Origin of the sequence: Leifsonia sp. P73, assembly GCF_051059105.1 — a bacterium.
In the GTDB taxonomy this organism is placed as follows: domain Bacteria; phylum Actinomycetota; class Actinomycetes; order Actinomycetales; family Microbacteriaceae; genus Leifsonia.
In genome coordinates, this window is record NZ_CP194931.1 from 464,670 (window position 1) to 490,090 (window position 25,421).

20 protein-coding genes are annotated in these 25,421 nt (G+C 60.9%); 6 read left to right on the plus strand and 14 right to left on the minus strand.

What is annotated here, in order from left to right; genetic code table 11:
* Positions 1-66 precede the first annotated feature (66 nt).
* Entirely contained in the window at positions 67-444 is a 378-nt protein-coding gene (locus ACQ86L_RS02515) for a hypothetical protein (protein WP_434317549.1), read from the plus strand.
* A 75-nt stretch (positions 445-519) separates the two neighbouring features.
* Here the strand turns inward: ACQ86L_RS02515 and ACQ86L_RS02520 are convergent, their stop codons facing one another.
* The 14 genes from ACQ86L_RS02520 to ACQ86L_RS02585 form a co-directional block, all read right to left on the minus strand.
* Complete coding sequence (locus ACQ86L_RS02520; RefSeq protein WP_434317550.1) at positions 520-1,605, minus strand: hypothetical protein; 1,086 nt, start codon at positions 1,603-1,605, stop codon at positions 520-522.
* Positions 1,596-2,240 carry a hypothetical protein gene (locus ACQ86L_RS02525; RefSeq protein WP_434317551.1) on the minus strand — a complete coding sequence of 215 codons (645 nt, stop codon included), beginning with the start codon at positions 2,238-2,240 and terminating at the stop codon, positions 1,596-1,598. Before ACQ86L_RS02525 ends, ACQ86L_RS02520 begins: the two co-directional genes overlap by 10 nt.
* 411 nt (positions 2,241-2,651) lie before the next feature.
* A complete protein-coding gene (locus ACQ86L_RS02530; protein ID WP_434317552.1) occupies positions 2,652-4,367 on the minus strand; it encodes a hypothetical protein in 1,716 nt (571 codons plus the stop codon).
* Between the two features lie 446 nt (positions 4,368-4,813).
* Entirely contained in the window at positions 4,814-5,176 is a 363-nt protein-coding gene (locus tag ACQ86L_RS02535; RefSeq protein WP_434317553.1) for a hypothetical protein, read from the minus strand.
* A gap of 184 nt (positions 5,177-5,360) precedes the next feature.
* A complete protein-coding gene (locus tag ACQ86L_RS02540) occupies positions 5,361-6,680 on the minus strand; it encodes a hypothetical protein (RefSeq protein ID WP_434317554.1) in 1,320 nt (439 codons plus the stop codon).
* A gap of 1,419 nt (positions 6,681-8,099) precedes the next feature.
* A complete protein-coding gene (locus tag ACQ86L_RS02545; RefSeq protein WP_434317555.1) occupies positions 8,100-8,816 on the minus strand; it encodes an aminoglycoside phosphotransferase family protein in 717 nt (238 codons plus the stop codon).
* A gap of 410 nt (positions 8,817-9,226) precedes the next feature.
* The gene (locus tag ACQ86L_RS02550; protein WP_434317556.1) at positions 9,227-9,970 is read right to left on the minus strand and encodes a hypothetical protein; all 744 of its coding nucleotides are present in this window, start codon (positions 9,968-9,970) and stop codon (positions 9,227-9,229) included.
* Positions 9,971-10,166: 196 nt separating this feature from the next.
* Positions 10,167-10,472: a hypothetical protein gene (locus tag ACQ86L_RS02555; RefSeq protein ID WP_434317557.1), complete on the minus strand. Its 306-nt coding sequence runs from the start codon at positions 10,470-10,472 to the stop codon at positions 10,167-10,169.
* A gap of 236 nt (positions 10,473-10,708) precedes the next feature.
* A complete protein-coding gene (locus ACQ86L_RS02560; RefSeq protein ID WP_434317558.1) occupies positions 10,709-11,491 on the minus strand; it encodes an FtsX-like permease family protein in 783 nt (260 codons plus the stop codon).
* Entirely contained in the window at positions 11,437-12,597 is a 1,161-nt protein-coding gene (locus tag ACQ86L_RS02565; RefSeq protein ID WP_434317559.1) for an ABC transporter ATP-binding protein, read from the minus strand. Before ACQ86L_RS02565 ends, ACQ86L_RS02560 begins: the two co-directional genes overlap by 55 nt.
* Positions 12,597-13,526, minus strand: coding sequence for a hypothetical protein (locus tag ACQ86L_RS02570; RefSeq protein ID WP_434317560.1), 930 nt, complete (start codon positions 13,524-13,526; stop codon positions 12,597-12,599). The genes ACQ86L_RS02565 and ACQ86L_RS02570 overlap by 1 nt, the downstream gene beginning before the upstream one ends.
* A gap of 347 nt (positions 13,527-13,873) precedes the next feature.
* Positions 13,874-14,515, minus strand: a complete 642-nt coding sequence (locus ACQ86L_RS02575; protein ID WP_434317561.1) for a response regulator — start codon at positions 14,513-14,515, stop codon at positions 13,874-13,876.
* Positions 14,512-15,768: a sensor histidine kinase gene (locus ACQ86L_RS02580; protein WP_434317562.1), complete on the minus strand. Its 1,257-nt coding sequence runs from the start codon at positions 15,766-15,768 to the stop codon at positions 14,512-14,514. The genes ACQ86L_RS02575 and ACQ86L_RS02580 overlap by 4 nt, the downstream gene beginning before the upstream one ends.
* A gap of 112 nt (positions 15,769-15,880) precedes the next feature.
* A complete protein-coding gene (locus ACQ86L_RS02585; protein WP_434317563.1) occupies positions 15,881-16,504 on the minus strand; it encodes a LuxR C-terminal-related transcriptional regulator in 624 nt (207 codons plus the stop codon).
* 617 nt (positions 16,505-17,121) lie between these two features.
* Between ACQ86L_RS02585 and ACQ86L_RS02590 the strand changes: the two genes are divergently transcribed.
* The 5 genes from ACQ86L_RS02590 to ACQ86L_RS02610 all read left to right on the plus strand — a co-directional run bounded on the left by ACQ86L_RS02590 (position 17,122) and on the right by ACQ86L_RS02610 (position 24,904).
* Positions 17,122-17,397, plus strand: a complete 276-nt coding sequence (locus ACQ86L_RS02590; protein WP_434317564.1) for a hypothetical protein — start codon at positions 17,122-17,124, stop codon at positions 17,395-17,397.
* Positions 17,398-17,726: 329 nt separating this feature from the next.
* Entirely contained in the window at positions 17,727-19,202 is a 1,476-nt protein-coding gene (locus ACQ86L_RS02595) for an ATP-binding protein (protein WP_434317565.1), read from the plus strand.
* 151 nt (positions 19,203-19,353) lie between these two features.
* On the plus strand, positions 19,354-19,617 hold the full coding sequence (locus ACQ86L_RS02600) for a hypothetical protein (protein WP_434317566.1): 264 nt from the start codon (positions 19,354-19,356) through the stop codon (positions 19,615-19,617).
* A gap of 168 nt (positions 19,618-19,785) precedes the next feature.
* Positions 19,786-24,099 (plus strand): caspase family protein, encoded by a 4,314-nt coding sequence (locus ACQ86L_RS02605; protein WP_434317567.1) that lies wholly within the window; start codon positions 19,786-19,788, stop codon positions 24,097-24,099.
* On the plus strand, positions 24,092-24,904 hold the full coding sequence (locus tag ACQ86L_RS02610) for a hypothetical protein (protein WP_434317568.1): 813 nt from the start codon (positions 24,092-24,094) through the stop codon (positions 24,902-24,904). Before ACQ86L_RS02605 ends, ACQ86L_RS02610 begins: the two co-directional genes overlap by 8 nt.
* The last annotated feature ends 517 nt before the right edge of the window (positions 24,905-25,421 follow it).

The window sequence follows — 25,421 nt, forward strand, 5'->3', positions numbered from 1 at the left end:
CCAGTCCTGGGGCACTGTTGCGTGGCTCACCCCATAAGATGACCGCATCCACGATTGGGGGATCGGATGTCGGAGCAGGTGTCGGAGGGCGGCATCGCCGTCGCGAAGGCGGCGACCAATATCAGCCGGCGCAGCATCGCCGCGAACATCCTCGTCGCGATCGCGGTGCTCGTCCTCGCGATCATGGCGGCGGTCGATGCGTACCTGCTGATTCAGTTGAACTTCGTGACGAGGATGGCCATGCTCGTCACGCTCCTCGCGGTCGGATGGATCCCAGTCGGGCTCGTGCTCATCGCCGTCTCACTGCGGCCCTACTGGCTCACGTTCATCGCCATGGGCGTCGTCGGTGCCGCGATCGTCGCGACGCTTGTCGTCGTCTGGGTGGTGCCCGATGCCGCCTATCCGTACCCGGAGATCCCGTGGCCTCATCGCGGGTCGTGGTGACGGAGACGCACAGCAGTTCGAGCTGAGAAAACGAAACCCTCGCCGCCCGGAGGCAGCGAGGGTTTCGTGACGGAGCTACGTGGTCTGGTAGCCCGGGTGCGGCGCCTCGTTCGGCCGGCCGAGGTCCGCGACAGTGAGTCCCCGTAGCGCGAGGTCCCTGGCATGACTCATGTGGTTGGGTGTCGACCTGCGGTAACCAGAGACACGGCGCCTTCTGTAGCCCTCGGAGAGCGAGGGCAGATACGGACAGGCACCATCTTCGGCCGCCAGATCGCTGAGCGGGGTACGCTCGTAGGACCATTCCCTCGACTCGCGCACGAGGGCCGCGATCTGCTGGCCGAAGTGTCCGTCCTGTTGCCGGCTGCGGTGCCGTCCTTCCTTCTTCTCTTCGTACCGCCAGGTTTCGTAACGGTCATAGACCAGCCGAAACGGCACGAACGGCCAGGTGAAGAGCACGGAGAACATCTCCCAAAACTCACGGACATCGTCGTGGACCGGGGAACATCCCTTTGACGATTGGAGGAGCGCAGTCGGCTCGGCGGAGCCGCTCACATCTGGCGCCACGCCGTCCCTGTGGGGCCCGTCCATCGCGATCGATGGCGCAGGCGCGGTCGATTTGATGGCTTTGCCATTTCGCTGCGGTGCGACGTCGCCTTCTTGGATTTCCTTCAAGGCGATAGAGTCGCCTGTCACCCGGTACCGAAGGGCGACGGCAGGATGGGGGCCGTCGTTCAGTACCTCGAGCGAGCGGTACGTGCGCAAGTCTAGGGCCGCTGCGACGATGATGATCCGAACGGTTCTATTTGACCGCTCGGGCAGCGGATGTCCGAAACGTTGCTTGAAGGCCGCCAACAGATCAAGACGCACGCGACGGCGAGCAGCAACAGCGATGAGCTGGTCGAGAGTGGCCGTCCTGGCCCAATGAACGTAGTCGAGAACCTGCGCGACCACCCTGTCACTCGGAACCTTCCGCTTCACCTCGATGACATAGATGTCACCCGCAGCGTCGATTCCTAGTAGATCGATCCGACGCATGAGTCCAGCACTCACCTGCCACCCGAAAATGAGCAGCCCTAGCAATTCGGGATGCTCAAACAGATGTCGCTCCAAATCCCGCTCCCACCTGATGAGCGGCGGAACCAACCCGTCTTTCACCTCCACTCCCCCGCCTCGATGATGCCTCGCACGTCATCGACCGAACCGCCGCGGCGAAGCCACTCCGCCGGCGTCTGCTGGCCATCAATCACCAGGTCCTCTTGCGGGGTGGACATGAACGCCGTGAGACCAGACCAGTCCCAGCGTTGCGAAGCAGCCTGCAGAAGAGGTTGAAGGCCGGGCAGGAGTTTCTCGGGATCCGGGAGGCTCAATTGCCACACGGGGAATCGCAGCCGTCCCGCAATTTCAGCGGCACATAGCCGCCCCTCGGCGACAGCGAGTCTCACCGCGCCCTCGTCCCAGCGCAGGTACGCCGCGATGTCCTCGAGCGAAATGGTCTGGTAGAACTTTGAAAGGAACGCCTCGACCGCGCTTACTTTGAGCGAACCGCGATTCACTTCACGCTGCGCGTGATCAAGTTCCTCTGCTGTGAAGGCGCCCATTGCCACAAGCAGCTCTTGCTGCTCGTGGCTCATCCCGCCCTTGTCGATGGGGTCCATCGCCTCCATAGTCTCAGCGAGACTGTCGAGGATCCAGGTGGTGCCGCCATTTAAACGTCTGACGGCCGCGTGGAGGCGCGCCAATGCCTCAGCCTCGGCTCCCAAATCGTCCGCCCTCGGGTCCGTCTTCTCATCGTCCACATGAGCAACGCTAGAGATGCCCTGCGGCAAATTCGCTCAAGCTGAACGACTGATTGCCACGCCTCGCATTCGCAATTGGGAATATTGCTCGTAAACGAGAAGACGCGTGGACGTACGCTTGCGAAATTCAGTCAATAACAGGCAAGGCGCCCGCGTGTCGCACGGAACTCGCGGCCCGCACGCCGATCTTCGCGTGCGGGGAGACGGAACGTGAAGGCATCGTGCCTCTCTGCGCCCCATGCACGCATCTCGAACGCATCCGCGCGAATCTCAGACCTGGACTTACCAATCGGTGTCGGACGGAACCGTCCCACTACCTTTCGAGGGGCAAACGTATCCAGCATCCGGGCATGAGCCGGAGAAGCCAACCGAACCTCCTAAGCAGCATTCCTAATGACCGAGAACACTCGCTCAAACGAGGGCGACTGTGCCGCTCAGCGGGCTGGTATCCCAATCATCTGGTCCATGGGCGGCGCGGAGGGTCAATTCGGATAGAGCAGGTAACTCGGCAAGCGGGTGCAGATCACGATCTAGCCGCGAAATCCGGCTCAATTCCAGGGTCCTGAGAGATTTGAGCTGTGTTAGCGGCCAGAGTCCCTCCGGCACTCTTAGCAAAATGTCGCGGAGCCGCAGCGTGGTGATCTGCCAAAAATTGGCAACTCCACCAAGGACTTCATATCCTTCAAACATTTCCAGAGTAAGTGATGTCAGCCGCGGTAGCGAGGAGATCTCTCGCAGGTTAGGGAAACCTGTCCGCCCATCGTAAAACGCGTCGCCGACCAACGTGACCTGCTCCAGGCGGACAAGACTGGCAAGTGGCCCGAGGTCCGGAAAGTTGGGCGCTGACAGTGTCAACTCGTTGAGGTCACGTAACCGGCTGATCGCCGTCAAATCCTCTGATCTCAGGTCGACGTCAAGTTTCAGGCTTCTCAGCCGTGCTAGGGATCCCAGCGCCGTCGACAGGCCGACAAAAACCCCCTCGATTCGCTCGACTAGTTCCAGGCTCGAAAGTTCTGGCAGCGTTCCGACGGCCTTGACATCGAGGGAACCCGGCACCAGCCGTTCTAGAAACACAGACACGACGGCAAGCGAACGAAGTTGGGAAAGCCGACCCAGTGGCTCAAGGTCCGCAACACCGCCAACATCGTCGAGTCGCAGCTCCGTCAACGCGGACAGTTTGGCCAGTGGCTTCAGGTTCTTCACCCACAGCCGCGAAAGAGTGAGGGAACGTAATCGCGGGAGCTGTGCCAACGCTCCAAGCCCGTCGACGTCACCCGCTGACTTGAGCGTCAGAGATGTCAACTCGTCGAGACCGACAAGTTGGGCCAGGCGCTGCTCTCTCGGAGGGTCGGTAAGTACCAGCTCCGTGAGCCCTAGTAGTCCGCTTACGACGGCGCTATCGAAAGGCTCCGATACGCCGGCGAGCTCAAGGAACGTTAGCCCCTCCAGACCAGCAAGCGGGCGAAAGTCTGAGACGCGTGGAAGGCCGTAGAGGGTGAGTGCGGTCAGCTGTCGCAGCCCCGCGAGAGGGTCGAGCGAATCGATATCGGCGCCCACCGCGAGCACTTCGAGGTTCGTGGCGTGTTGCAGGCCCTCGAGGTCCGTAACGTGCCCGATAACTACGAGCGTGCCTGTGAGAGACGCGAGCTGCTTCGGCGAAATGGCAACCCGCTCCTCGGCGGGAACTCCGAGCGCTTTCCACACGATGTCCGCGAGAGCCGCATCGGCGACCGCGCCGAAAGCGTATGGACCAGCGTGGCCACTATCCAGATCCCAGACACGTTGCTGCGCCTCCCGGACGTGAGCCACGTGCGCCTGCGCAGCCTGCCACCGATCCCGGCGAAGCTGCGCTTCCCGGTCCTGCGCCTCCTGCCGTTGCCGCGCTTTCCTAGCTTTCGCCGCCCGTTTGCGGTTCCTGCGTTCCAACTCCTGTGCTCGCCGTTCCTTCTCCTCGTTCTGTTGCCGCTCTACCAGTCGGCGCTTTTCAATGGAATGAGCGATTATGGAGGCGATTGTGGTGATGACACCGATGAAGATCAGCCGCTCGATAAACACGCCAGGCGCGAAGAGCCGGTAGCTGACCAGCAGCGAAAGTACAAACGCTGCAATGCCGGTAATCGCCGTCATCCAGGCGCCCTTCGTTCGTGGTGCGAGCGCAACGAGGCTAGCGGATAGCAGTTGCTGCTTAGCTAGCCCCCATTCGGGGAGAACGCCATCACGCCGCGAGCAGGCGTCCAGGATGCGCGTATGCGACAGCGCAAGAGTTCATTTTTGGGCAACCGCGGCACAGGAATCAACCTTCATTGGTGAGAGACCATCTGTGACGATCGTCCAGAACCGCGCCGCCTCAACTACTTCATGGGGTTGAATTCTGCTGATCGACAGTTGACAGGAACAGCACTTCTCGTCTCCGTACGGAGACACCCTTATTCCCATCAGCACCCGTTCGGGCAGCACCGGCTCGTATTCATCGCAGGGCTCGCCACAGTGCGCGCTGAACGAAGCGTTGTAGGGCTGGCTGATCGCGTGGATAGAGACCGAAAGCCCTAGGGGCCCCAGTTCGTCTGACCGAGTTAGTTCTCGTCGTTCAGAATCCGTGCGACGTTCGGGCGCGTAATCCGCGCGAGATTGGATGCGTCGGGGCTGTTCGGGTCTGGGCCGCACAGCGCGACGATCAACCGCATATTGTTCGTGATGGACTCGTACGTTCCACGCCACTGCTCAGCCGGCGTCGCGTTCGCGAGCTGACCGACGACCAAACTTGTGTACGCGCAATCGTCGGCGGTCGGCGCCGGCCCCGAGGACTTCGCCAGCGCGCCGATTGCAACACCGAGCGCATTCAGCGCAGCAGAGACGTCCTCGGCGGCCGCGCTAGTCGTAGGCGACGAGGTTACCTGGCTCGGCATTCGCGCAGATACAGGGACGTTGATGGTCACGCAACCGGTCAGCTCAACACCATCAACAGGCCGACGCCCGCAACAGTCGCGGCTGTACGAAATCTCACCCGCCAAGCCTAGGGGTCGGATGGCTCTGACCGACTGGCGTGGTGATGGTCCCGATGGCACGCGTTGCGTTGGGCACGCAGCGTTGACGGCTCACACGACTCGAGTCCAGTGGTGGTCACTGAGTGATGAACAGCTTGGTGACGGGATACTGAGTCGGCACTGTTCCTTGGCTCGATTCCCACAGAATCTTGTAGCCGAGTTTCAGCGCCTGTCCTGACCAGTTGAACTTGTGCACGTTGTTGTCTAACGCGTCCTCGAAGAGGGCGATCTCTTGTCCGTTTGGAGTGGTGACAGAAACGGTGGCGCTCACCGCATAATTGCCATGTGTGGGCGGGACGAATCGCACATCGGAGCCATCCTTCGCCTCGACAGTCGTGAGACCGCCCTGGAGGTCTACGGCAAACAGGGTCCAGGTTGCCCCGTCGACAATGATGTTTGCGAGATCACTGACGACCCAGGCGTGCACGTCTGCCGGCGGGGGCATTTGAGGATCCGCGACGGCGAGCGTAAGTGTTGCATCTTGGTACTCTGCGATTCGGACCGTGATCTGCGGCGGCATGCCGGTGGCGGGGACCGTGAGCGCGAATACGCTCCCAGTTTCGGCGACCTTCATACCCCCGAGAAATACGTCTCCCGCGATCTGCGCCCCAGTCTCCTTGTCTGTCGCGGTGACCGTCAGGGGTGTGTGCGTGCCTCTGATGACGGGCGACGGTGTGTGGGAGAGGTTCATCTCGCCGCGCTGAACGGTCGCGGACGTGCGCAACGAGTACTCACCGCACACTTCCTGAATGACGGTGATTGTTTGATCTTCGTCCGCGCGCAGCACAGGGATGTCGACACGCATCTCGGAACTGTTGATTTCGACGCTGACAACGGTAGTGCCCCCGACCGAGATGTGCAGGCGTCCGCCCACCACCAGGTTCTTGAAGCTCGCTGCGCGATGCGGGCCGCGGACTGGCCCGACTATCCCGACCGGCGCAAGCGGCACTCGTTGCACCGTGAACTTCGGAGATTCGAGCTGGGCCCCGCACCCGGTCTGGGCTAGTACCACGTGCTCGCCATCATGGAGGCGACGGGGTAGTCGTAACCGCTGCTGCGAACTCGTAACGCGTTGTGGACCGCCCAATTCCATAAGGTCCGCGCGGTCGCTCACTGGGGTGACGAAGGCACCCACCGTGAGACCGTCGGCGTTGATAACCATCGAACATGCAGGGGCATCGAGGATCCGGGGCGTACCCGTGAGTGCCGGGAGTGCCCTAACCTCGACGTAGCTCTCGGCGGCGCTCCACACACATCCTTGCTGGTGAACCCAAAGCGAAAGGTCGCCGGGACCTTCGCCGAGATCGGGCCGGTCGGCCGCCCAGTCCGCCGGGAGCGGAACCGAGCAATAGGTCGCCCACGCCGTGACCGACCCGAGTGTGTACGACCCGAGCACGAACCCGCCTCCTGGAGCATTCTTCTGAACGCGAATCCAGAGGCTCGACCCAGGGCGGCAATTGTTCACCTCCACGCGAGGCGCTGCTGGGCAGATTGGCCCGACCGGGTCCGCTTTGATAGGAGTTGAAGGCTGCACCGTAGTACTTGCCGACCCGGCCACTTCTCTGCCGCATTGCTCGGTGCTTACGCGGGCCTCGACCCGATCACCGCCTCTCACCCCGTCCCTCAAACGAGCCCAAACGTTCCTTCCACGATACGGATAGCCGGTTAGCACGCTCCCGTTGTGCTCGACCTCAAGACTTGCCCCGGCGGGCACTCCGCTCACGAGGATCTCTCGGTCGCATTCGACGGGGCTTGTGATGGTCAGATGCCCGAAGTCCTGTCGGTTCTCAACGGGAAGCGACTTGGTGACCTGAGAACGCAACTGCTGCCCCGGCCCCGTTTCGCAATGTTGCCACGCTTCGAGCTCATCGCCCTTAGTGAGTCCTCCTTGAACCGAGATCCGCACACTGGTAACGACGTCCGAGGCTACTGCTGAGCCGACCTCGATCCCAGCTCGCTCCACGTGCACGGTGGCACCGGGGAATGTTCCCGCGAGCAAGACCCAATCGATGCAGACGTTCGGTGCCTCGACAAAACTGAGCAGCGTCATCGCGTCAGCTGTCGGGACCGGGGCGACCTTCACAGGCGACGACGCCGACCCACTCGGAATTCCCCACTGATCCACCGCGCGACGACATTGATCCCCGGCTTCAACGCGCCCTGCGTGGGCTGGACGCTTGCCGATACGCCGTCCCCCGCGACCGCGGCGCTCAGGACTACACCGGCGTCTGAGAAGAGCTGAACAGGGTTGATTCCCCCGCCCAAGACCGTCACGAACGGTGAGATCGGCGTAATCGGTCCCTGAATCGACAAGAGCAGGTCATTTTGACCCATTACAATCCCCCACCTGTGAGCACTGAATTGCCGTCGACGACACGGCGTCGACGCATGTGGCTGAGTGTCCCTGCTCCCGACCCTTCGTGGCAATAGGGATCGAACTGAAGGACGCAGACACTTCAGGCATCGACTCGGTAGGGAACCAGGGACTCCGCCTCAACTCATCGCTTCATCCTGACTTCCAGCACCAGACCGGACAACCACGCGAAATCAGACAATCAGCCGCAACTGCCGATTCCACAACTAAGTTGTCCACTTCGCGAAGACGGACCCATATGCGTGGCGGAGATGCGATCTATGCGGGCGGTCGAAATCGCCTGTCGACGCCTCGTGCAGATTGTCCCGAGCGACCGCTCCTCAGGCGCTTCCGCCGGAAGATTGTCCGCGATCTCCGCCAAATACGTTGTCCGGCCGGCGTATACGAGACGTGAAGACCGTCCCACAAGAGGATTCCCGCACGTACATGGGCGACGTGCAGTCAGAGTGCTTGCCGAAAGAGTTCGCGATTCTCTTCGAGGACGCGATGATCGTTCGCCGCCCACTCGACCGCGGCGCGGGCATGCGCTCGACGGACCTCACTCAGACTCAGATCGTCCATGTTTCGCCCCTCGACCTGAACGATATGCAGCTGCGCGCGCTCGACGGCGTCGATCAAAGCATTCGGGGGCAGCGCGGTATCGTATCCGCGCGCGAACTCGCGCAGGCGCCTTGCCTGTTCTTCAACCGGCACATGACCGACGGCCTGGATGCACCACGTCCAGCCGGCGTAGCCGACGTCCGTGAGCGGGTCACCGGCGTGCGCCGAGTCCCAATCGATGAGCGCCACTGGCATGCCGTCGCGCATCACTACATTGAAGGGTCCTGGGTCTCCGTGGACGATGCAAGCGCCGCCCGCGGCAAGCTCCGTACTGCGGGTCAATTCATGCAGTTCCCGAAGTATCCGCCCCATGACCGCATAGCATCGCTCGTCACGTTCCGACGGATGACTCGTCGTCGCGCCCTCAATGAAGGACAACACGTCGCGTCCCTCGTCGTCCACGCCCAGGTACTGCGGAGCCCAGCGATAGCTGTGCGCGTTCAGGTCTCGCAGCACTTTGGCTGCGAACATCGACCGGCGCCCCCGTGGTCGCCGGACGCTATCGCCGCTCTTGACTACGCCGGGCGTCGTATTGCCGCCCTCCAGGGCTTCTTCCACGATTGAGCTCCGATCGCCGGCACTCAGTCTAGGACTGCCATGCCGACAGCAAGGGGGCGCCCGCAAGCCGGTCCATCACCGAACTGCCCCCGAACCGCAAAGCGCGGGCGACGATGTCAGCAGCTATGTGGGCAGGGATCCCGTATGCCCGTCCCGCAAAAGCGCCCGGTGAAGAGACGCCACACCTACACGCGTGCTGTGGCTTGGCTGCAGGATGCACCGCCCGCGCGCATGATGTCTCCGTCGGCCGGGTGGGAGCGTCGAGAGTACTCCCCACCGGTTGCTGCGCCGCGGATTCCTTGGGCGTCTTCGACGCGGGAGGGCGCCGCTGCAGTCAGTTTCGGCAGCGACGCCCACCCTCCCAACGATGTCGCTCCCGACTTTCCGGAAGCTGCCGTGTCAGAGCATGGTTAGTGGCTCGGAGCGTGCTTGGCGATAACGTCCATGACTTCCTTGCGGTGCTTTGCAAGCTGGTCGTACACCCTCGTCAGATCGTCCGCGTCAGCTTCGATGATGTCGACCTGGTTGTTCCACTCCTGCGCGTAGAGCGCCGCCTTGTACCCGGTATTATCCTGGCACTTCGCGTCTGCGGTCGCGATTGTGATCTCGCCTTGACTGATCGGACCGGAAGCGCCGTCGCCAAGCATCCCGAACTGCTTCAACAGTGTGGGGGTGGGCATGCCATCGGGTGTATCAGGCAGGTCGGCGATGCCAAGCGGCTGCATGCAAGTCCGCCACTGCGCCACGGCCTTCTTGACCGGAGACGACTGCTTAGCCTTCTTCACGGCATCGTTCGAGTAGTTGGTAGCGTCTTGGGCTTCCAGCGGAAGCACGGGGACTGTCTTTCGCGCCACGGTCAAGCAGGCAACCAACGCAGAATCCTCGTCCTTTGAAATGTTGGACATCTTGCTAACGGCCTCCCTCCACTGCTCAGCGCTTGGATCATTGTTTGGAGCAATGTGGTACCCGTACTGTTGCGCGAGGGACTGGTCAAAGAGCCTGACACCAACGTCGTTATATGACGCGCTGTGGAGAGCGTCGAGATTGCGCCACGGTACCGGAAAGTCGTAGCCACGCTTTTGCATGCAGGGCTGAGTAAGGAGGTTCTCCGCGTAGTCTGCCTGGACCGAATACGAGTAGACGTACTGGTCCAAGGGCATCGACCAGAGCTGCAGGTTCTTCTCGGGGAGGGGGCGAATAGCCGGTTCGTGTCCGGAGGAGCATCCAGCGAGCAATCCTCCTGCTAAGGCGACAGCTCCTGCGATCGGTAGCCAAGCACGCATTCTCACTGGATTCTCCTTTATGTAGATGCTGCCGGGAGCGCGGTTTGCGCTCCCGGCAGCGAGCGGTTTAACAGATGAACTGTCCCGAGGAAAGCTGGTCGTTGTAGCCGCCCGAGACAGCCAGGTTCGACCATCCCGTCTTCTTCGACGTGCGGATGGCCAGGGTGCCGTACCCGGCATCCAGGTAGTAGCCCGACGTGCACGAGTTGCCGTTGTTGTAGATAGATGAGGCACTGTCGTTCGCGCCGTTGTAGTAGCCGGAGCCCGACCAGCTGTAGTAGTAGCCAACGAAGCTATAGATGTTCTGCTGGAACCCGACCCAGTCGCCTCCGCCATGTCCGCCATTGCTCAGCGTCGTGTAGTTGGCGTCCATCCAAGTGCAGCTTGCACCTGACGGGCAATCGCCCGCTGCCGCGGAAGCCGGCGCAGCTGCGGCCAAGCTAAGACCCGCGACGCCCGCAACGACAGCGGCACTTGCCAGAGCGACTCTCAATTTCTTCATTTGAACCCCTTGTTGGTTACTCCAAAGCCGGCCTACAAATGGCTCGGCACTTCCTATGATTTCGGAGTAAAACAGGTGTGAAAATGTACCCAAGGTTGTGAAGTTCTTTAGAGTCGAAGCGCCTCGCTAGGTTGAATCCGAGCCGCCTTGAACGCTGCCGCTGCCCCACTCGCTGCACCCACCGCTATCCCTCCAACAAGCGCAATCGGGGCAAGCCTCATGTCGAAGACCGGAATCCAATGCTGCGCGATTGTGACAGTGAGGATGCCCCCCAATCCGAGCACCAATCCGAACACACCGCCGAGTAGCCCGATATACGAAGACTCGCTGATGACGAGGGCGAACACGTGCTTTCGCTGAGCACCAATTGCACGCCTAAGGCCAAACTCTTGCCGACGTTCAACGACCGCCAAAATCATGGCGTTTGCAAGTCCAGCGATTGCAGCAATCAACGCGAGTGCGGTCAGGCCGAGAAGCGTCGAGCTCACTGTCCCTTCAATTTCGGCGCGCAACGTGCGCGGATCAGACGGCGCGCTGACCTTGAGGCTCTTCGGATCGAAGGGATTGATCACTAGTGGCGCTTGCTTGGCAACCTGTTGGGCGGCACCCGCGCGGGTAACAACCAACGCTCGGATCCTGTTTGGAATTTGCAGCAACGAATCATCAGCGGCAGAGAGGTACACGCCCCCGGCAAGCTCATCGAGCCTCGGCGACTGATCGACGAGACCGACGACGCGAAATGGCTGCTTATTGATCAAGACGACGGGCGAGAGATCAATCGACGCAAGGTCCAACTGCTGTGCAAGCGTCGCCCCAATGAGCGCTTGTCCTTTACCTACAGTGTGTTGCAAACCGCTGGCCCAGCGGGTCGACAAGCGGGCGGCTGCCACCCCTCACTGGTCCCCGTGAAAGCGTTCACTTGATAAGAGGGTCTCCCAGGTCCAGCCTGCACATCCGTCTGACCGTGGCTCGATACGATCGCCGCGCTGGTTACCCCTCGAAGTTCGCCCAGACGCCTGGACGCACTCACCTGCATGTCTGCCGGCTGATCATCGAGAAGGCCGGGTTTCCATTCCACCGTCACATCGCGGTTAGAGTGTGAATCAAATCGCTCAGAGACCTGGGCACTTGCCGATCCCGAAATTCCCAAGCTTCCGACTGTGAGAGCAACGGCCAGTGCGACCGCCGCGACCAAGCCACTAGTCTTCCCCAGCCTGGCCGCGATGTTTGCCGTTGCGTCTGCCAGGACGTCGTGAAGACGCAACGTCGACGCCGTGCCTGGCATGTCGGCAACGTTTTGAACGGCGTTATCGGGCAAATCGGATGTCGCGATCTCTGTGGTGCGTCCGTCCGACATCCTGATTCGTTTGCGGGCAGCAGCCGCGACTTCCGCCGAATGAGTGACAAGTACAACAGTCGTACCTCGGCTGTTCAACCGCTCCAGCGCATCGACCACGGCGGCGGCATTTACAGAGTCGAGACTGCCCGTGGGCTCGTCTGCCACAATAACGGGAGCTTCACAAGCCAGCGCCCGAGCAAGGGCCACTCGTTGCCGTTCGCCTCCAGAAAGCTTGCTGCTTCGCGTATCAGCCAGGTGCCTAATGCCAAGCGCATCCATGGCTTCAAGGGCACGCTGACGTCGTTCTTTCGGCTTGACTCCGCGATAGGTAAGGCCCAGCTCGACGCTATGGATGGCTGCGCGACGATCCAAGAGGTGGAAACTCTGAAAAACGAAAGCGAACGTGTCCGAGCGAAGTTTAGATATCGCTCTGTCAGAGAGCTTTTGGACGTCGGTCCGGCCGATCAAGTAGGTGCCCGTTGTTGGTGTGTCGAGAGATCCGATGATGTTGAGCAGCGTTGATTTGCCACCGCCCGAGGGCCCTTCGATAGCGACAAACTCGCCCTGATCGATGGACATCGATACGCCGCGCAGCACTGTCTGTCGATTGGCGCCGTTGAAGGTTCGGGTCACGTCTTGGACGTCAAGGGTCGGCATCAGCCCACCTTGACAAGGTCGCCAACTGAAAGCTGGTCGGATTGAGTAGGCGTGACTGCTGATTTGCCGTTCAAGGTGGCGATCTCTTGCACTTCGATTGAACGAAATGAGCCGTCGGGCTGCCGCTTGAATATGTGCGGGTTTCCGTTGCCAGCTGGCACTACCGCAATCGTCGGGACGATAAGTGCGTCCGCCGCCGCGAGATGCACCGAGATGGTGGCGAGGACCTGCTGTCGAAGTAGCTGGGTGGGAACGGGCGCAGGCCCCGCTGCCGAGATTTGGACGTGCGTTTGTCCTGATGACGCACTCGATGACTCAGAAGAGCCTCTCGAGGCCGGGGCTCCCTGTGCATCCGAGCTTGGTGCGGATGTGGGAGCCGTAGGCGCCATCGACCGGATCACTGCTTGGATTCGCCCGCCTTGGCCGGCATCCAACGACACGCTCATCCCTACCTTGAGCCGCGCCGCAACTGAGTTATCGAGATCTGCCGACGCGACGACATCGCCGTGCTCGACCGTGAGAGAGGTGCTGGCGGCGACGTTCGTGCCCACCAGTGGCACGTCCACTATGTACGCCGGCGTCGCGCTAAGGACGAGCAGCTCGGATCGCGGGAACACCAGCGTGGGGGCTGCGGGTCCTGTCGTTGTGCTCGCACCTGCAGCACCCGTCTGCTCCGTCGGCGGGTCTTGCTGCGGGACCGCCGCTGCGGTGGTCGCCGGTGAATAACCCGCTGCCGCGTACATCTTCTGAAGCGCTCCGATGGTTCCACCGCCCAATGCACCGTCCGCGGTGACGCTGTAGCCGGCCGCCTTGAGCGCAACCTGAAGCTGCATAACATCCGGTCCGGTCATTCCAGCTTGGAGATCGCGGTAGAAGGGAAACGTTCCCGGGATAGCAAAGAGCGGTCGCCCGTTGATCTCAAGGAGCACCGATCCGGCCTTTGCCTCAGTTCCCGGTGTGAGAGTGTTTTTCGTTACGACCGCTATTGCAGCTGGTGCTGGCACAGCAACGCTCTCCGAAACATCCCGAGACACCGTCGCCTTCGTGCTGATGGTTTCCTCGAGGGTGCCCTTTACTACTTCGCTTGTAACTGGAGCAGGTGCAGGGGGCCGCGCAGACGCTTCGCGCTGCGCTGGCGATTCAAAAGCGGACGCCAGAGCCCAACCGGTCGATAGAGATCCCACGACCGCCAGTAGCACAGCAGGTACGATCAGGCGCTTCCGAGCCCAACGGGCTCGGCGTCGCTCGTTTGACTCAGCGGGGGCATCTGAAAGGGTCATTTGAGTAGCCCGTTCTCGTAGGCGTGGGCGACGAGCTGGACCCGGGAACTGAGGTCTAGCTTGGTCAGCACGTTTCGCACGTGTGTCTTCACCGTCGCTTCGCTGATGTACGCTGACTCGGCGATTTCGGCATTACTCAGACCACGCGCAGCCAGCAGGAACACTTCCTTCTCGCGAGCTGTAAGGACAGCTATCGATGCGTCCTGCGCTGGCTTTGCTGAGTTGCCACCCCGGAGTAGATCGGCTGTATCGAGGGGGGCAATCACTGATTGTCCGCTATGCACTGCGCGAATCGACGCGAGGAGAAAGTCCGGCGTTGCATCCTTTGTCAGAAAGCCGTCGGCGCCTGCCTGCAATGCGTCGATTACAGCGCGATCCCGATGGAAAGTCGTCAGGACAATAACTTTGGGCCGCTGAGAACTGGCAACAATGGTTCGCGTCGCATCCACACCATTCATTTCGGGCATCCGAAGGTCCATAAGCAGTACGTCGACTCCCCCCGTGCCCGCGAGATCCACGGCTTCGAGGCCATTCGATGCGATGCCAGCAAACTCCAGGTCGGATTGAGACTCAATTAGCATCTGCACCCCGGAGCAAAACAGCGCCTGATCATCCGCAACTGCCACTCGGATCGTCATACAGTGACCCCCACCTCGGCAGGAGCCAGCGGTGGGATGTAGCAGGTAACGAGATATCCATCTTCCTCGTCGCTTCCGGCACTCAACCAACCGCCGGCCACCCGAGCTCTCTCCTGCATACCCGTCACCCCCCTACCCGACCCAAAGGTTTGGACCGGGACATTTCCTTGCTCCCCATGTGAATGAATCGAAAGCGCGAGGCCTGGGCTGCGCCAGTCGAGTACGACTCGCGCCTCAGCGTTGGCGCCCGCGTGCTTGACGGCGTTGGTGAGGCTCTCCTGGACGATTCGATACACCGCGATCTCCTGAAGTTTCGATAGCTCTGACGGCTGTCCGAACTCGGTGAGGAGCACATTCAGGTTTACCGAACGCAGTGTCGACACGAGTTCTGGCACGTCTTGAAGACCCGGCGAAGGGTGACGGTCGGGCTCCGCCACAAGTGACTCGATGAGCATCCGCACTTCAGTGAGCGAACGACGAGCCGAATGCGCAATGTGTTCGAGAGAGTTCGCCACAGCTTCGGGACGTTGATCGACGAGGAATCGTGCTCCGTCCGCTTGCGCGATGATGACGGCCAACGAATGAGCCATCACGTCGTGCACGTCCTGGGCAATTCGTTCCCTCTCGGTCACGAGGTCGAGTTCCCGATTTGCCCTCGCGACATCCTGCCGGGCCTGTGCCAGGAGCGTCTCCCCACGCACCTTCTGCTGCCAGGCGCGTGATCCGGCGCCGAGAAACCATGCGCCCAAGGCAAGACCGATTACCGCGACAAAGACGGCTGCAACGTTCGCAGGCGACCCGAATGCACCGGGCAGGTGGGTCTGGTTTGAGGGCCAATAGCGCGAAACGGTTGCGCCAGCCACCAGCAGCCAAGCGACGAGAGCAGCCGACAGAATTGTCAGGACTAATCCTGGACGCCTCCAAGGGGAGCGCAGCTGCGCCTCAAAGGTGAATACGGCGACGAGGATCCCGAAGTAGATCGGCCAATCGGTGCCGTTGAACTGCAGACGCGGCACAAGAAGCTGACAAAGCAAGAGTATTACCAGAGTCACGCCAGCTACTCGCGGCAACAACCTCGACGCGCCGATCACGAACGCGACCGCAAGCAGCGCTGCGTACCAGACCACGGTAGAGGAACGGGTTCCGACCTCGAGCTGATGCGCACCGGCCTGCGTGACTGACCAGTAGCCGAAGAACAAGATGGCGATGGCCGGCTCGAGGAAGAGGAACGCCCTCGCGACAAGTTGACTCATGGATGACACAGTATGGGCGGGCTCAACCCATTGCGCGCGCTTCGAATGGAAATCATCCGAGATGATGAATCTTTTCCACCCGCTAGGGTAAATGCCGCTCACGCTGGTGCCCTCACTGATGCTGCAGTAAGCCGAGGCGCTCGGCACGTCGAACCACGTCCACTCGAGACCTCGCCGTCAGCTTGCGGAAGATGCTATTCACGTGCCGTTTGACGGTCCCTTCCACAATGAAAAGCTCGGTGGCAATTTCTCGGTTGGTGAGCCCGAGCGCCAGCAGCTGCACGACATCAAGTTCGCGGGCCGACAGGACCTCTGTGCGAGCCGGCTCCGCGCTCGCGGTGGCAGCACCGATCTGTTGCTTGCGGCCCGCGATTGACCGCAGTAACTCCGCATGTCCACTCGCAGCGGATATCACCGTAACCGCGCCGGACTCCATAACCTTCTGCCTCAGCGAACCCATAGCACTCCAGCCCACGCCAATGACGCGTGTGGAAGGTGCGAGCTCTCGGAGGCGCTTGATGTACGCGGGGGCACACATGCCCGGCATCCGCAGGTCGAGCAGCAGCACATCAACGCGTTGCGTGGTGATAATGCGTTCGATGTCGCGCAAGCTTGAGGCTTCGGCACTGACTACTATGCCGGACGTAGAACCGAGGACCAGCGTAAGGGCGTCCCTAGCAATTCCGATCTCCAATGCAATGGCAACGTGGATCTTGGCACCATCGCCGGCCTTCATCGATGACTACGCGATCGCCACTGCACACTCTGCCCGTCGCGAAGGCATCGTGGCCTGTCTCGTTGGCAAGCGGGCGCGCACCAACACAGACCTATGGAACTTTCCCCCACTTTTGACCTTCCCAAGAATGCAAAATGGCCCATCCCACCCATAAGCGGCCATCTTTCAGATCCTGGCTGCTCAAATCGCAGAGTTTCAAGTCGGCGCTTCGGAGGACACGCAGGCAACGCGTGACGCGCCGAATAGAGTCGATTCGGCAACGTCGGCGGCACACGGTAGAAGTGAGGGGATGGCTTCTACGCTGCCAGCTGCCCTCGAACGCTTGTTGCGCGCTCCAAGAACACTCCCGAGTGCCCGCCGCTTGGGTGCCAGGTCTCGACGAGGCTGAGCGGCGCGCGCTTGGCGCTGCGGATGGGGTCGCACGGGAGCTACTCCCCCAAGCCACAGTAAGCGCGCTTCCCGCGGATGTGCACCATTGGATGGAATCCGCACCGACCACCACACGCTGCTGGCCTTGAGGAGCACAGCGCGGCTCTTCGGGCTGACGCCGACGGTGGTCTCGCCAGCCTCTACTCCACAATCGTAAGACGCGGGTGCCACGAAGCCGCGCGTCGGACGTGGCTGTTGCCGTCCTCTGGGGAGTCATCGCCGTCCACAGTGTTTTCGCTAGCCGTGCCACTGATCCGATCTATCTGCTCCGGCTGCCCGAAGGGGTGCCGGCCAGTTCGCTTGAGCATGGCGTCACGGAGGTGGTGACCGCGTATTTCATCCTTATCGCAAGCGCCCTCGTCCAGGTCCTCATCGCGCGCCTGTTCAACCCGGTCGACTTCGACGAATACGCCCGGCACATCCGGGGGATCCTGCACCCGCCACGGAAGAGGGTTGCCGAGTAGGCAGCGCTACCGCCTAAACGAAGACGGCCTGACGGCTCTGGAATACGGGCCACGCCTGATCTAGCGCGTCAAGCCGGCGGCCAAATAGATCGTCCCGATCGTGAAAACGGACAATCTACGTGGCGGAATGACAATCTACGTTGGCGGTCCACAAGGGAGCTTTCTCACTTCAAGCGCCTGGGATTTAACCCGCGATAATTGCAGGAATCAGAACTATTCGGCATCTTCGGCCGCCCTGACGGAATGCATCAAGGTAGGGCAATCGAACTGACCGCATAGTCCGACGAGTCTTCCGCCCCGCTTGGGCACCCTCGCAGTATTCTCCGGATATGCCTCTGAGCGTCGACCTAGACCGCCTCCGCACTCTGCTGGCGCGCGGCGCCGGGTCCGACGACCTCGACTACAAGACAACGTGGGACCCCCGTCAGAAATCAGATCGCATCGAACTATGTAAGGGCATCGCCGCGATGGAGTCGCTATCGGACGGCGGGTATGTCGTCGTGGGCGCTGACGCTCACGGGGCACCCAGCGGCATGTTCAGCTCCCAGCCGTCAGCTGACTTCGACGAGCAACGGATCCGCTCACAGATAGCAGCAGTGCTCGGCGAGCCCATCGACTTCAGCGCTGCGCTCCACCGGGTCGGTTCTGACGCCTTTTTCCTGATCGGCGTAGGACCAAACCGGGACGGAATGCGCATCATGTCCAAGGACGGTGAGTACGAAGGCGCCACGGTGTGGCGCGCCGGTGATGTGTTCGTACGTCGAGGCACCTCGAGTATGCGGTGGAATCAGCACGAAGCTCGCGGAATCCTTGAGCGCGTCATCGCTGCACGCAAGGAGGAGTGGCGACGAGACATCTTCGAGACCATCCGCATGGCAACTCCCGCGTACGACGCCGGCGGCTACGTGAATGTCAACATCGAAATGCCATCCGAGTCGTTCGCGGCCACAGTAACGGAGCTTATCCGGCGCGACGACCGAGTTGGCCTCGATCTCCTTCTGCGGAAGACGATCAGCCAAGCCGTCTCCATCGCCGAGGAGGCGCCAGAGAAGGACCCTAGGGCTGCCGCGACTGAACTGGGTGACCAGATCGAGCGCCTCGACATCATTGCTGCGCTTTCAGCCCGCTATTCGGCGGACACGGCCTTCTCGCGTGCCATCGAAGGGTACCGAGAGGTGTACGAGGCAGTTGACGAAGACTTCGCGAGTTTGCCTATGCACTTTCCCCTAGGACATATGGAACTGCTGATACATGTCTATGCTGTCGGCGCAGTCCTGACTCAGGAGAAGCAATGGGACTACCTCGCCGCCTTGGCCCGTCTCACACCAATCAGTATGCATCACGGCTACTGGAAATCGCTGCTGGGGAAGGCAGAGGTCATGGTCGCACGAGGCGAGCTTTTGACGGAAGAGCAAGGCACTCGTATTGGGCTCATTGAGGCGGCCAAGCCCGCAACTACTCACTTGTTTGAACTTCTCGGGGACGGCGCACCGCGGGACCTTACGAACGCGTTGGTCCAGTTCGACGTTTACCGCGGAATTGCCAACGCTGGCAGGGACGACGACAAGCTTGGCGGGTATACCAACTTCGCTTTCTACTTCTCCGCTCGCGCAGAGCCGGCCTTCCTCACGCTCCTGGATGAGGTCGCTGCCCGCGTTGCATTGTTTGACGGTTCGGACGAAGAACTCGCTGCCGTCTACCGACAGATGGATAGGACCGCGATTAGTGAAGCATTTGCCTACAACGGCTGGAATGGCTTCACTAGTCCTCGCCTCCTGGCCTTCGCCGAATCTGTTGACGATTAACTATCGATGACTGAGGGGTACCAACTCTTGGAGTTGGAGGCTTTGTCCCATCGAGATCCGAGTTCTGACGAGTGGCGCTCTCGCTTAGGAGCCCTGCCGTCATCAGGCCTGGCAATTCGTGATGTCGCTACGGGAGAAGCTACGGCCGGGCGTGACGTACGCGCGCGCGGACGTCATGCTGAGCGGCCTCTCCCCCGCCAACTCGCACTCCGTCCTGCCGGTGTTCCAGCCGAGCTACGACCACTGCGGCGTCGGTGACCTGATCGGCAAGGTGCGCACGCGCCACGGCGAGCAGAACATCAGCCTCGGGATAGTCGGCGTCCGGCCCGGCGCCGGGCTCGAGATGCGCCGCGAGATGCACTCACTACGCGCAACGACGCACCGGGCCGAGCTAGCCACCGCGCACGCGGTCTGACCTCAAGTGCGCGCTGCTCAAGCATGGCGACAGCCCGCGGCGGCCTGGCAGTCGCTTGCTCCTTGCCCCGACGTACCTACCGTTCGTCACGACCATGTAGCGCTGGCGTATCTGCGTGTGTCATCGCTATCGTGAGCACACCCGAAAGCGAAGCTGGAGAAGCGCGGCATGGTGTGGTCAGAATCGCGTTATGCACTCACAATCAGCGTGTCCAACGTGGAGTCAGCCGAGGATCGCGGTCCGGAAAAGCGTTATCGGCCGCTCTCGTATGCTGACGCACGTAGTGCCGAGCTGGCAGCGACATTGAGAGAGTTTGCTTACTCCGTCAAGCCCAAGCAATCGCCGACCGGCCAAGCGATCGATGATGCTCTCCTGGAGATCATGAACCTTCCGGCGGGTGCGCGCATCGTTCACGTAATAGCCCACGGCACGAGTTCGCAAAATGACCTGCACCTAGTTGGTTCTGATGGACGTCACAGCAGTCCACTAAACACCTGGACCCGCGAGCCGTCAGAGATCATGCTCATCGAGGATCCCTTGCAATCAGTGCCCACACTCTTCATTGTTGATAGTTGTTCAGCTGGTACAGCGATCATTGAACAACTGATTCACCGTGCTGTCGACGGAATCACGCGACGATGGGTAGTCGGCGCAGCAAGCGACGGGGCTGCCTCATATGACGGCCGTCTCACACAAGCAGTCCGCCTCGTTGGTCAGCGCATCGGTGCCGGCGCATTGGACATAGCGCCGGATTTTCCCCATATTCCCTACATGCAGTTTCTGCGTGAACTGCGGGTCGAGATTGAGGCGCTCAGTACGACCGGTCCGAAACAGATTCTGCGTGTAACACCCGTCGAGCGCGACGATCCCGGATCCTTCCCGTTCTTTTCAAATCCCGCGTTCGTTGAAATGGCCGGGAAGAACGCTCCACCGGAACTTGGAAGCTTCTTGGAGTCCCTCGCCTTCGATGCTCAGCATTGGCGCACTCGCGCGGCAGGGCTGGCTGCCAATGAGGGAGATGAGTACGACGACCGCGGGGCGTTTGCGGGCCGCAAACCCGAACTGGTCAAGCTAGCCTCTTTCGTCCGCGGCGACCTTGACGAGCATCTGCTGATCGTCACCGGCGCTCCGGGGTCAGGAAAGTCGGCGCTCCTAGCGCTGCTTGTTTGCAATGCGCATGCTGCACTCGCGACGTCCACTCGAGGTCTTTGGTTGGCGCAGTCAGACCTGCTTCCTGGCGTGATCTCCCCGTTTGCCGCAGTGCACGCGCGACAACTCGTGATGGCAGAAGTCGTCGATGCGCTGAGAGATCAGCTCTACTTGCCTGCCTCGAATGGCCCAGAGGAGTTGATCTCCCAAATCGAGCAAATGCCGGAACCACCGGTGATAGTAATTGATGCGCTTGACGAAGCAAGCGTCGCTGCCAGTCCAAATACTGCTGGATCCGAATTGTTGGACGGCTTGATTCGACCTCTCATCGATTCGGTTCGGCCTGACGGGTCTCCGAGCGTTCGGCTCATAATCGGCACGCGACGCTGGGCCGCCGGACTGCCTGTAGTTGAACAATTCGCACAATCGGGAACAACGGTCGATCTCGACGATGTTCCCGTTGATCGTCTACGCGTCGAACTCCAGGATTACGCGGTCCTTCGACTTTCAGCGAGCTCCAACGACTGGGGATCCAAGGGCAAGCTAGCCGTAGCTCAAGCTTTATCGGAGAGGCTTACAGCACAGGTTGATCGCTCTGCGCGGAACAAAGTAGACAGACACTTTCTCGCCGCTTCTCTCTTCCTCTCGGCCATTGCGGGTGATGACAGCTTGGGCATCGACGCCGCAACCCTTCGAGCTCGTCAAGCACCGACGCTGCTCAGTGAGCTGCTAGAGATCGAACTTGCGCGTCATACGGATGCAGATAGCCTCCGACGTCTTCTTCGCGTGCTCGCCCTCATTAAGGGAAGTGGTGCGCCGCTCGCTATTGTCGCGAAACTATTCGAAATTGCGTCCGGCGAGAGCGTAGGAATTAGTGAGACACACACACGCGATCTCTTGACTGGGCCGCTATCCTTCTACCTCCGTACGTCCTCGGACGCAGACGGAAGTGTTCTCTACCGACTTTTCCATCAAGGGCTGGTCGATCATCTACGTGACTTGTCCCTATTCGACCTCCGGACCTTCTTCACGCTCTTGGGCGGTGATCACCCGAATTGGGAGCGTCAACGCCCATACATCCTCAGGCACATCGTTGAACATGCGGTCGACATCGACAATCGAGAGCACCTAGAGCGAACGAGCGTGGTTTCGTGGCTTTGGGAACAGCCAGGCTTCATGCTCTCGTGCAATCCATCTATTGCCAGGGGCTTTGCACCGCCCATCATTGCGACTGGATTCGCAAACTGGGAGCTCTTTGCCTCAACGAAATTCGGTCCTGATGCAACGCGGACCGAGCGTGCCAGGCAACTTGCCATACAGGCCGTTCGTTGGGAAGACCAGGCTCTCGGCGAACACATGAAGGCCTCCACCAGGGACGTCATGCTATGGCCAGCCTGGGGAACGACCCGTATATACCCACACGCGAGGAGCGATGAACGCCACCCAGTTACGCTCATGCCCTTCACGTTCCTCCATGGACTCGGAGTGACATTCAGGGGGTACACACGAGAGGGCCCGCCCCGCATCGCTGGGACTTTCAGCGGATTGGTGTGGGCGGGGGAAGACGCCGATAAGTTCGATCACCCACTTTGGGATCACGGGGCTAGCGTCACCGCGGTAGCGGTGTCCTCTGATGGCACTTGGTTTGCATCAGGAAGCTTTCACGGACAGGTCGTTTCACAGACCGAGAAGTTGCCTTCAACCCACGCGATGCTTGAATTGTTGACCGCGCCCAACGTGCTTCACGTAGACAATTCAGGTGGCGTCGTTGTCGGGCTGAACAACGGAGTCGTACAGGTACACGATCTGGTGATCAATGAAGAGCCCGGCACTCCGAGCGAACTCACAAAAGTATCTGAGCTCGTATTGAAAGACCGCGGTCGCGTCACTGCTCTTGAGCGGTTCCGCGATGGCGATATCCTCGTCGCATTCGAGGATCGAACCCTCATCCGTTGGTCACCCTCGTTGGCACAAACGATCGAACTGTCCCCGTCGCAAAGCCCAGTGACATCGATTGCGCTTTCCCGGGACGAGCGTCTGATTGTCTGCGGCTACTCCGACGGAAGCCTACGGCGGTGGGATCTGACGAATGAAATACAAATTGGCACGCCCATATTCGCCAACCAGTTTGCGATCCTGGCGGTACGCATACTCTCGGACGGGGTGACTATCGAGGCCTTCGGAGAGTCGGGTTCGTCGTCCCGATGGGATCTATTTAAGGGCACACCAGCCGGATCAGAGGCTAGGACCTCCATCGGAACACTACGGTCAGTGACCAGCTCAGCTAATGAGCAGAACGTCTTAGCCGGCGGACGCCAAGGCCTACAGACGTTCGAGAGCATCAACGGTAGGCAGAAGACCCTTGGACTATTGGCGGAGCACCCAATAACCAATTTCGTCGTCGACGGTGTGGTGCAGGATCCCGACGACGAGACACCCGACCTTGACGGCGACCGCCTCTTCAAACCTTGGTTCGAACGGCGCCGCGAATACGAAGAGGATCGCGTCGTTGATTCGTTGCAGCCGCGGCTCCTACCGGGAGCATTTCGCGTCGCCAACCGGCGGCTCTCCTGGCTCGCGCAGCGTAAGTACCGAGCTGACGTCAGTGCGGTTGCGGACAGCGCCTCCGGCATGATCATCGCCGAATTCGATTGCAAGCTGTCCGGCTGGGAACGTGTACAGCGAAACGGGCAAGACGCGTGGGCGCCCCGCTGGATGTCGTACACAGACGAGCGAGTTAGGCAGCTTGTTTCCGTTGGAAAGACGGTTGCAGGGCTTCTTGATGACGGCGCGATCTCGATGTGGAACGTTGAGACTGGCGAACGCGAAGCTGAGCCAGCCGCACTCCGATACGCTAACCCGTCGAGAACGATTCTCGCCCCAATCTACAACGGTTTGATGATCGGACACGGCGGAGGCGAAGTGGTCGAGTGGGTGATGGGCTCCAAGCAAGTTTCCGTGTTCGCCGCATCGCAGTCTGGCGCAGTCACGGCATTGAACGACGCGACAAGTTGCGTCCTCCTCGGAACCGAACTCGGGACGGTGACTGCGATTCAACGAGATGGCGAACTCAAATGGCAAACACAACTCGAGTCTCGGGTGGTCGGTGTATTTGAGACCTCGATCATTAGAGCAGGGAGTTCGCAACCCCTCGTTATCGCTGTGGATGCCAATGGGGCCGTCGATCTACTCGATGCGGGTACAGGGGAACGAGTTGTGGATTCCTTTCGCACCACCGGTACTTGTACCGCAGTCGCGTTCAATCGCCTCACGCGCGTGGTTACGCTCATGAACGATCAAGATCTCCTAGCTCTTAGGCTCATTGATGAGTAGCAGCCTACACATCCTCGGGATCCACGGCATTAATCAGCACGACGTCACCCCGTCTGCGCTCGCCTCGGCATGGACAACAGCCTTACGCGAGTCCCTTCAGAGACTTGGACACGAGACCGACGCGATTGAACTCCCGGTCGTCTACTATGCGGACCTCTTTCATCGACACCCAACACCCCAGGGTGAGGAACAACTCAATAGCGAAGAAGCACTTCTGCTAGCCGATTGGGCACTAGATACTGTCGCGGTCGAAGCCCAGGGGCCGGTTGAAGAGTGGATCGGCCAAGTGGCAGCCCTGATTGCAGATCGACTGGACAACGTCCCGAAGTGGCTCGTCGAACGACTCATGAGAATTGGAGCACAGGATGCCGGCCAGTACCTGAATGACCAAGCGCTGCGGCGTGATATTCGAGGTCGTCTGGCCGATGAGCTGAACGCACATAGCCCACGTGTGCTGATCGCTCATTCGCTTGGATCCGTCGTGGCTTGGGAAACACTTCAAACGATCCCCGAGTTGCACGTCGATGTCCTCATAACGATCGGCTCGCCCCTGGCGCTGCCAAATGCCATCCTGCCCCGGCTAGATCCTCAGCCGGTCGCAGGTCGAACCCGACCTCCAGGCGTAGGCCGCTGGGTAAACGTGGCCCATTCGGGTGACTTAGTCGCCGCTGTGCGAAGCCTAAAGCGCACCTTCCCAGAGGTCGACGATGAGTTCGAGGTTGAGGTAGATCAACGGGACTGCCACCGCGCCGACAGCTACTTGAAGGCGACGCGGGTGGCAGAAGTCGTTTATACCTTTGGATGATCGCGATTATCGCTCATCGACGAAGCAAAGCGCGTTCGCAGACTGGTAACTGGTCAGGTTTTGTCACGTCCTCTAACCCACCTCGGATTCCATCTGTGTCTCCGGAGACGGCGGTGAGGTGGCTGAGGGCGCTCACCTTCATGGCGTCGTCGAGGTCGGGGCCGACGTTCGTCTCGTCGCCGATGGCGAGTCCGGGCAGGAGTGCGCCGCCGTCGCCGGGGGTCTCGGAGGCCGCGGCGGCGAAGGCGGCGCGGACCGGCGCCGGCCAGGCGAGCCACCACGGCGGGGGCTCGCGGACGTCCGGCGCGGCGGTGGCGCGGAGGGTGAAGGTGGTGGCCTCCCTAGGTCGTTCGGGCGGACGCTCATGCTGCCGGCGATGATCGTGCCGAGGGTGAAGGCACGGACGGAGTGGGGCGTGCCGGGGAGGAGGACGGAGACGGGGACGCCGGGGTGAATGGGGTCGGCGGCGGGGTGTCTCGGGGTTGTGGCGGTGGCGACGGTGGTGCCGCGCAGGCGC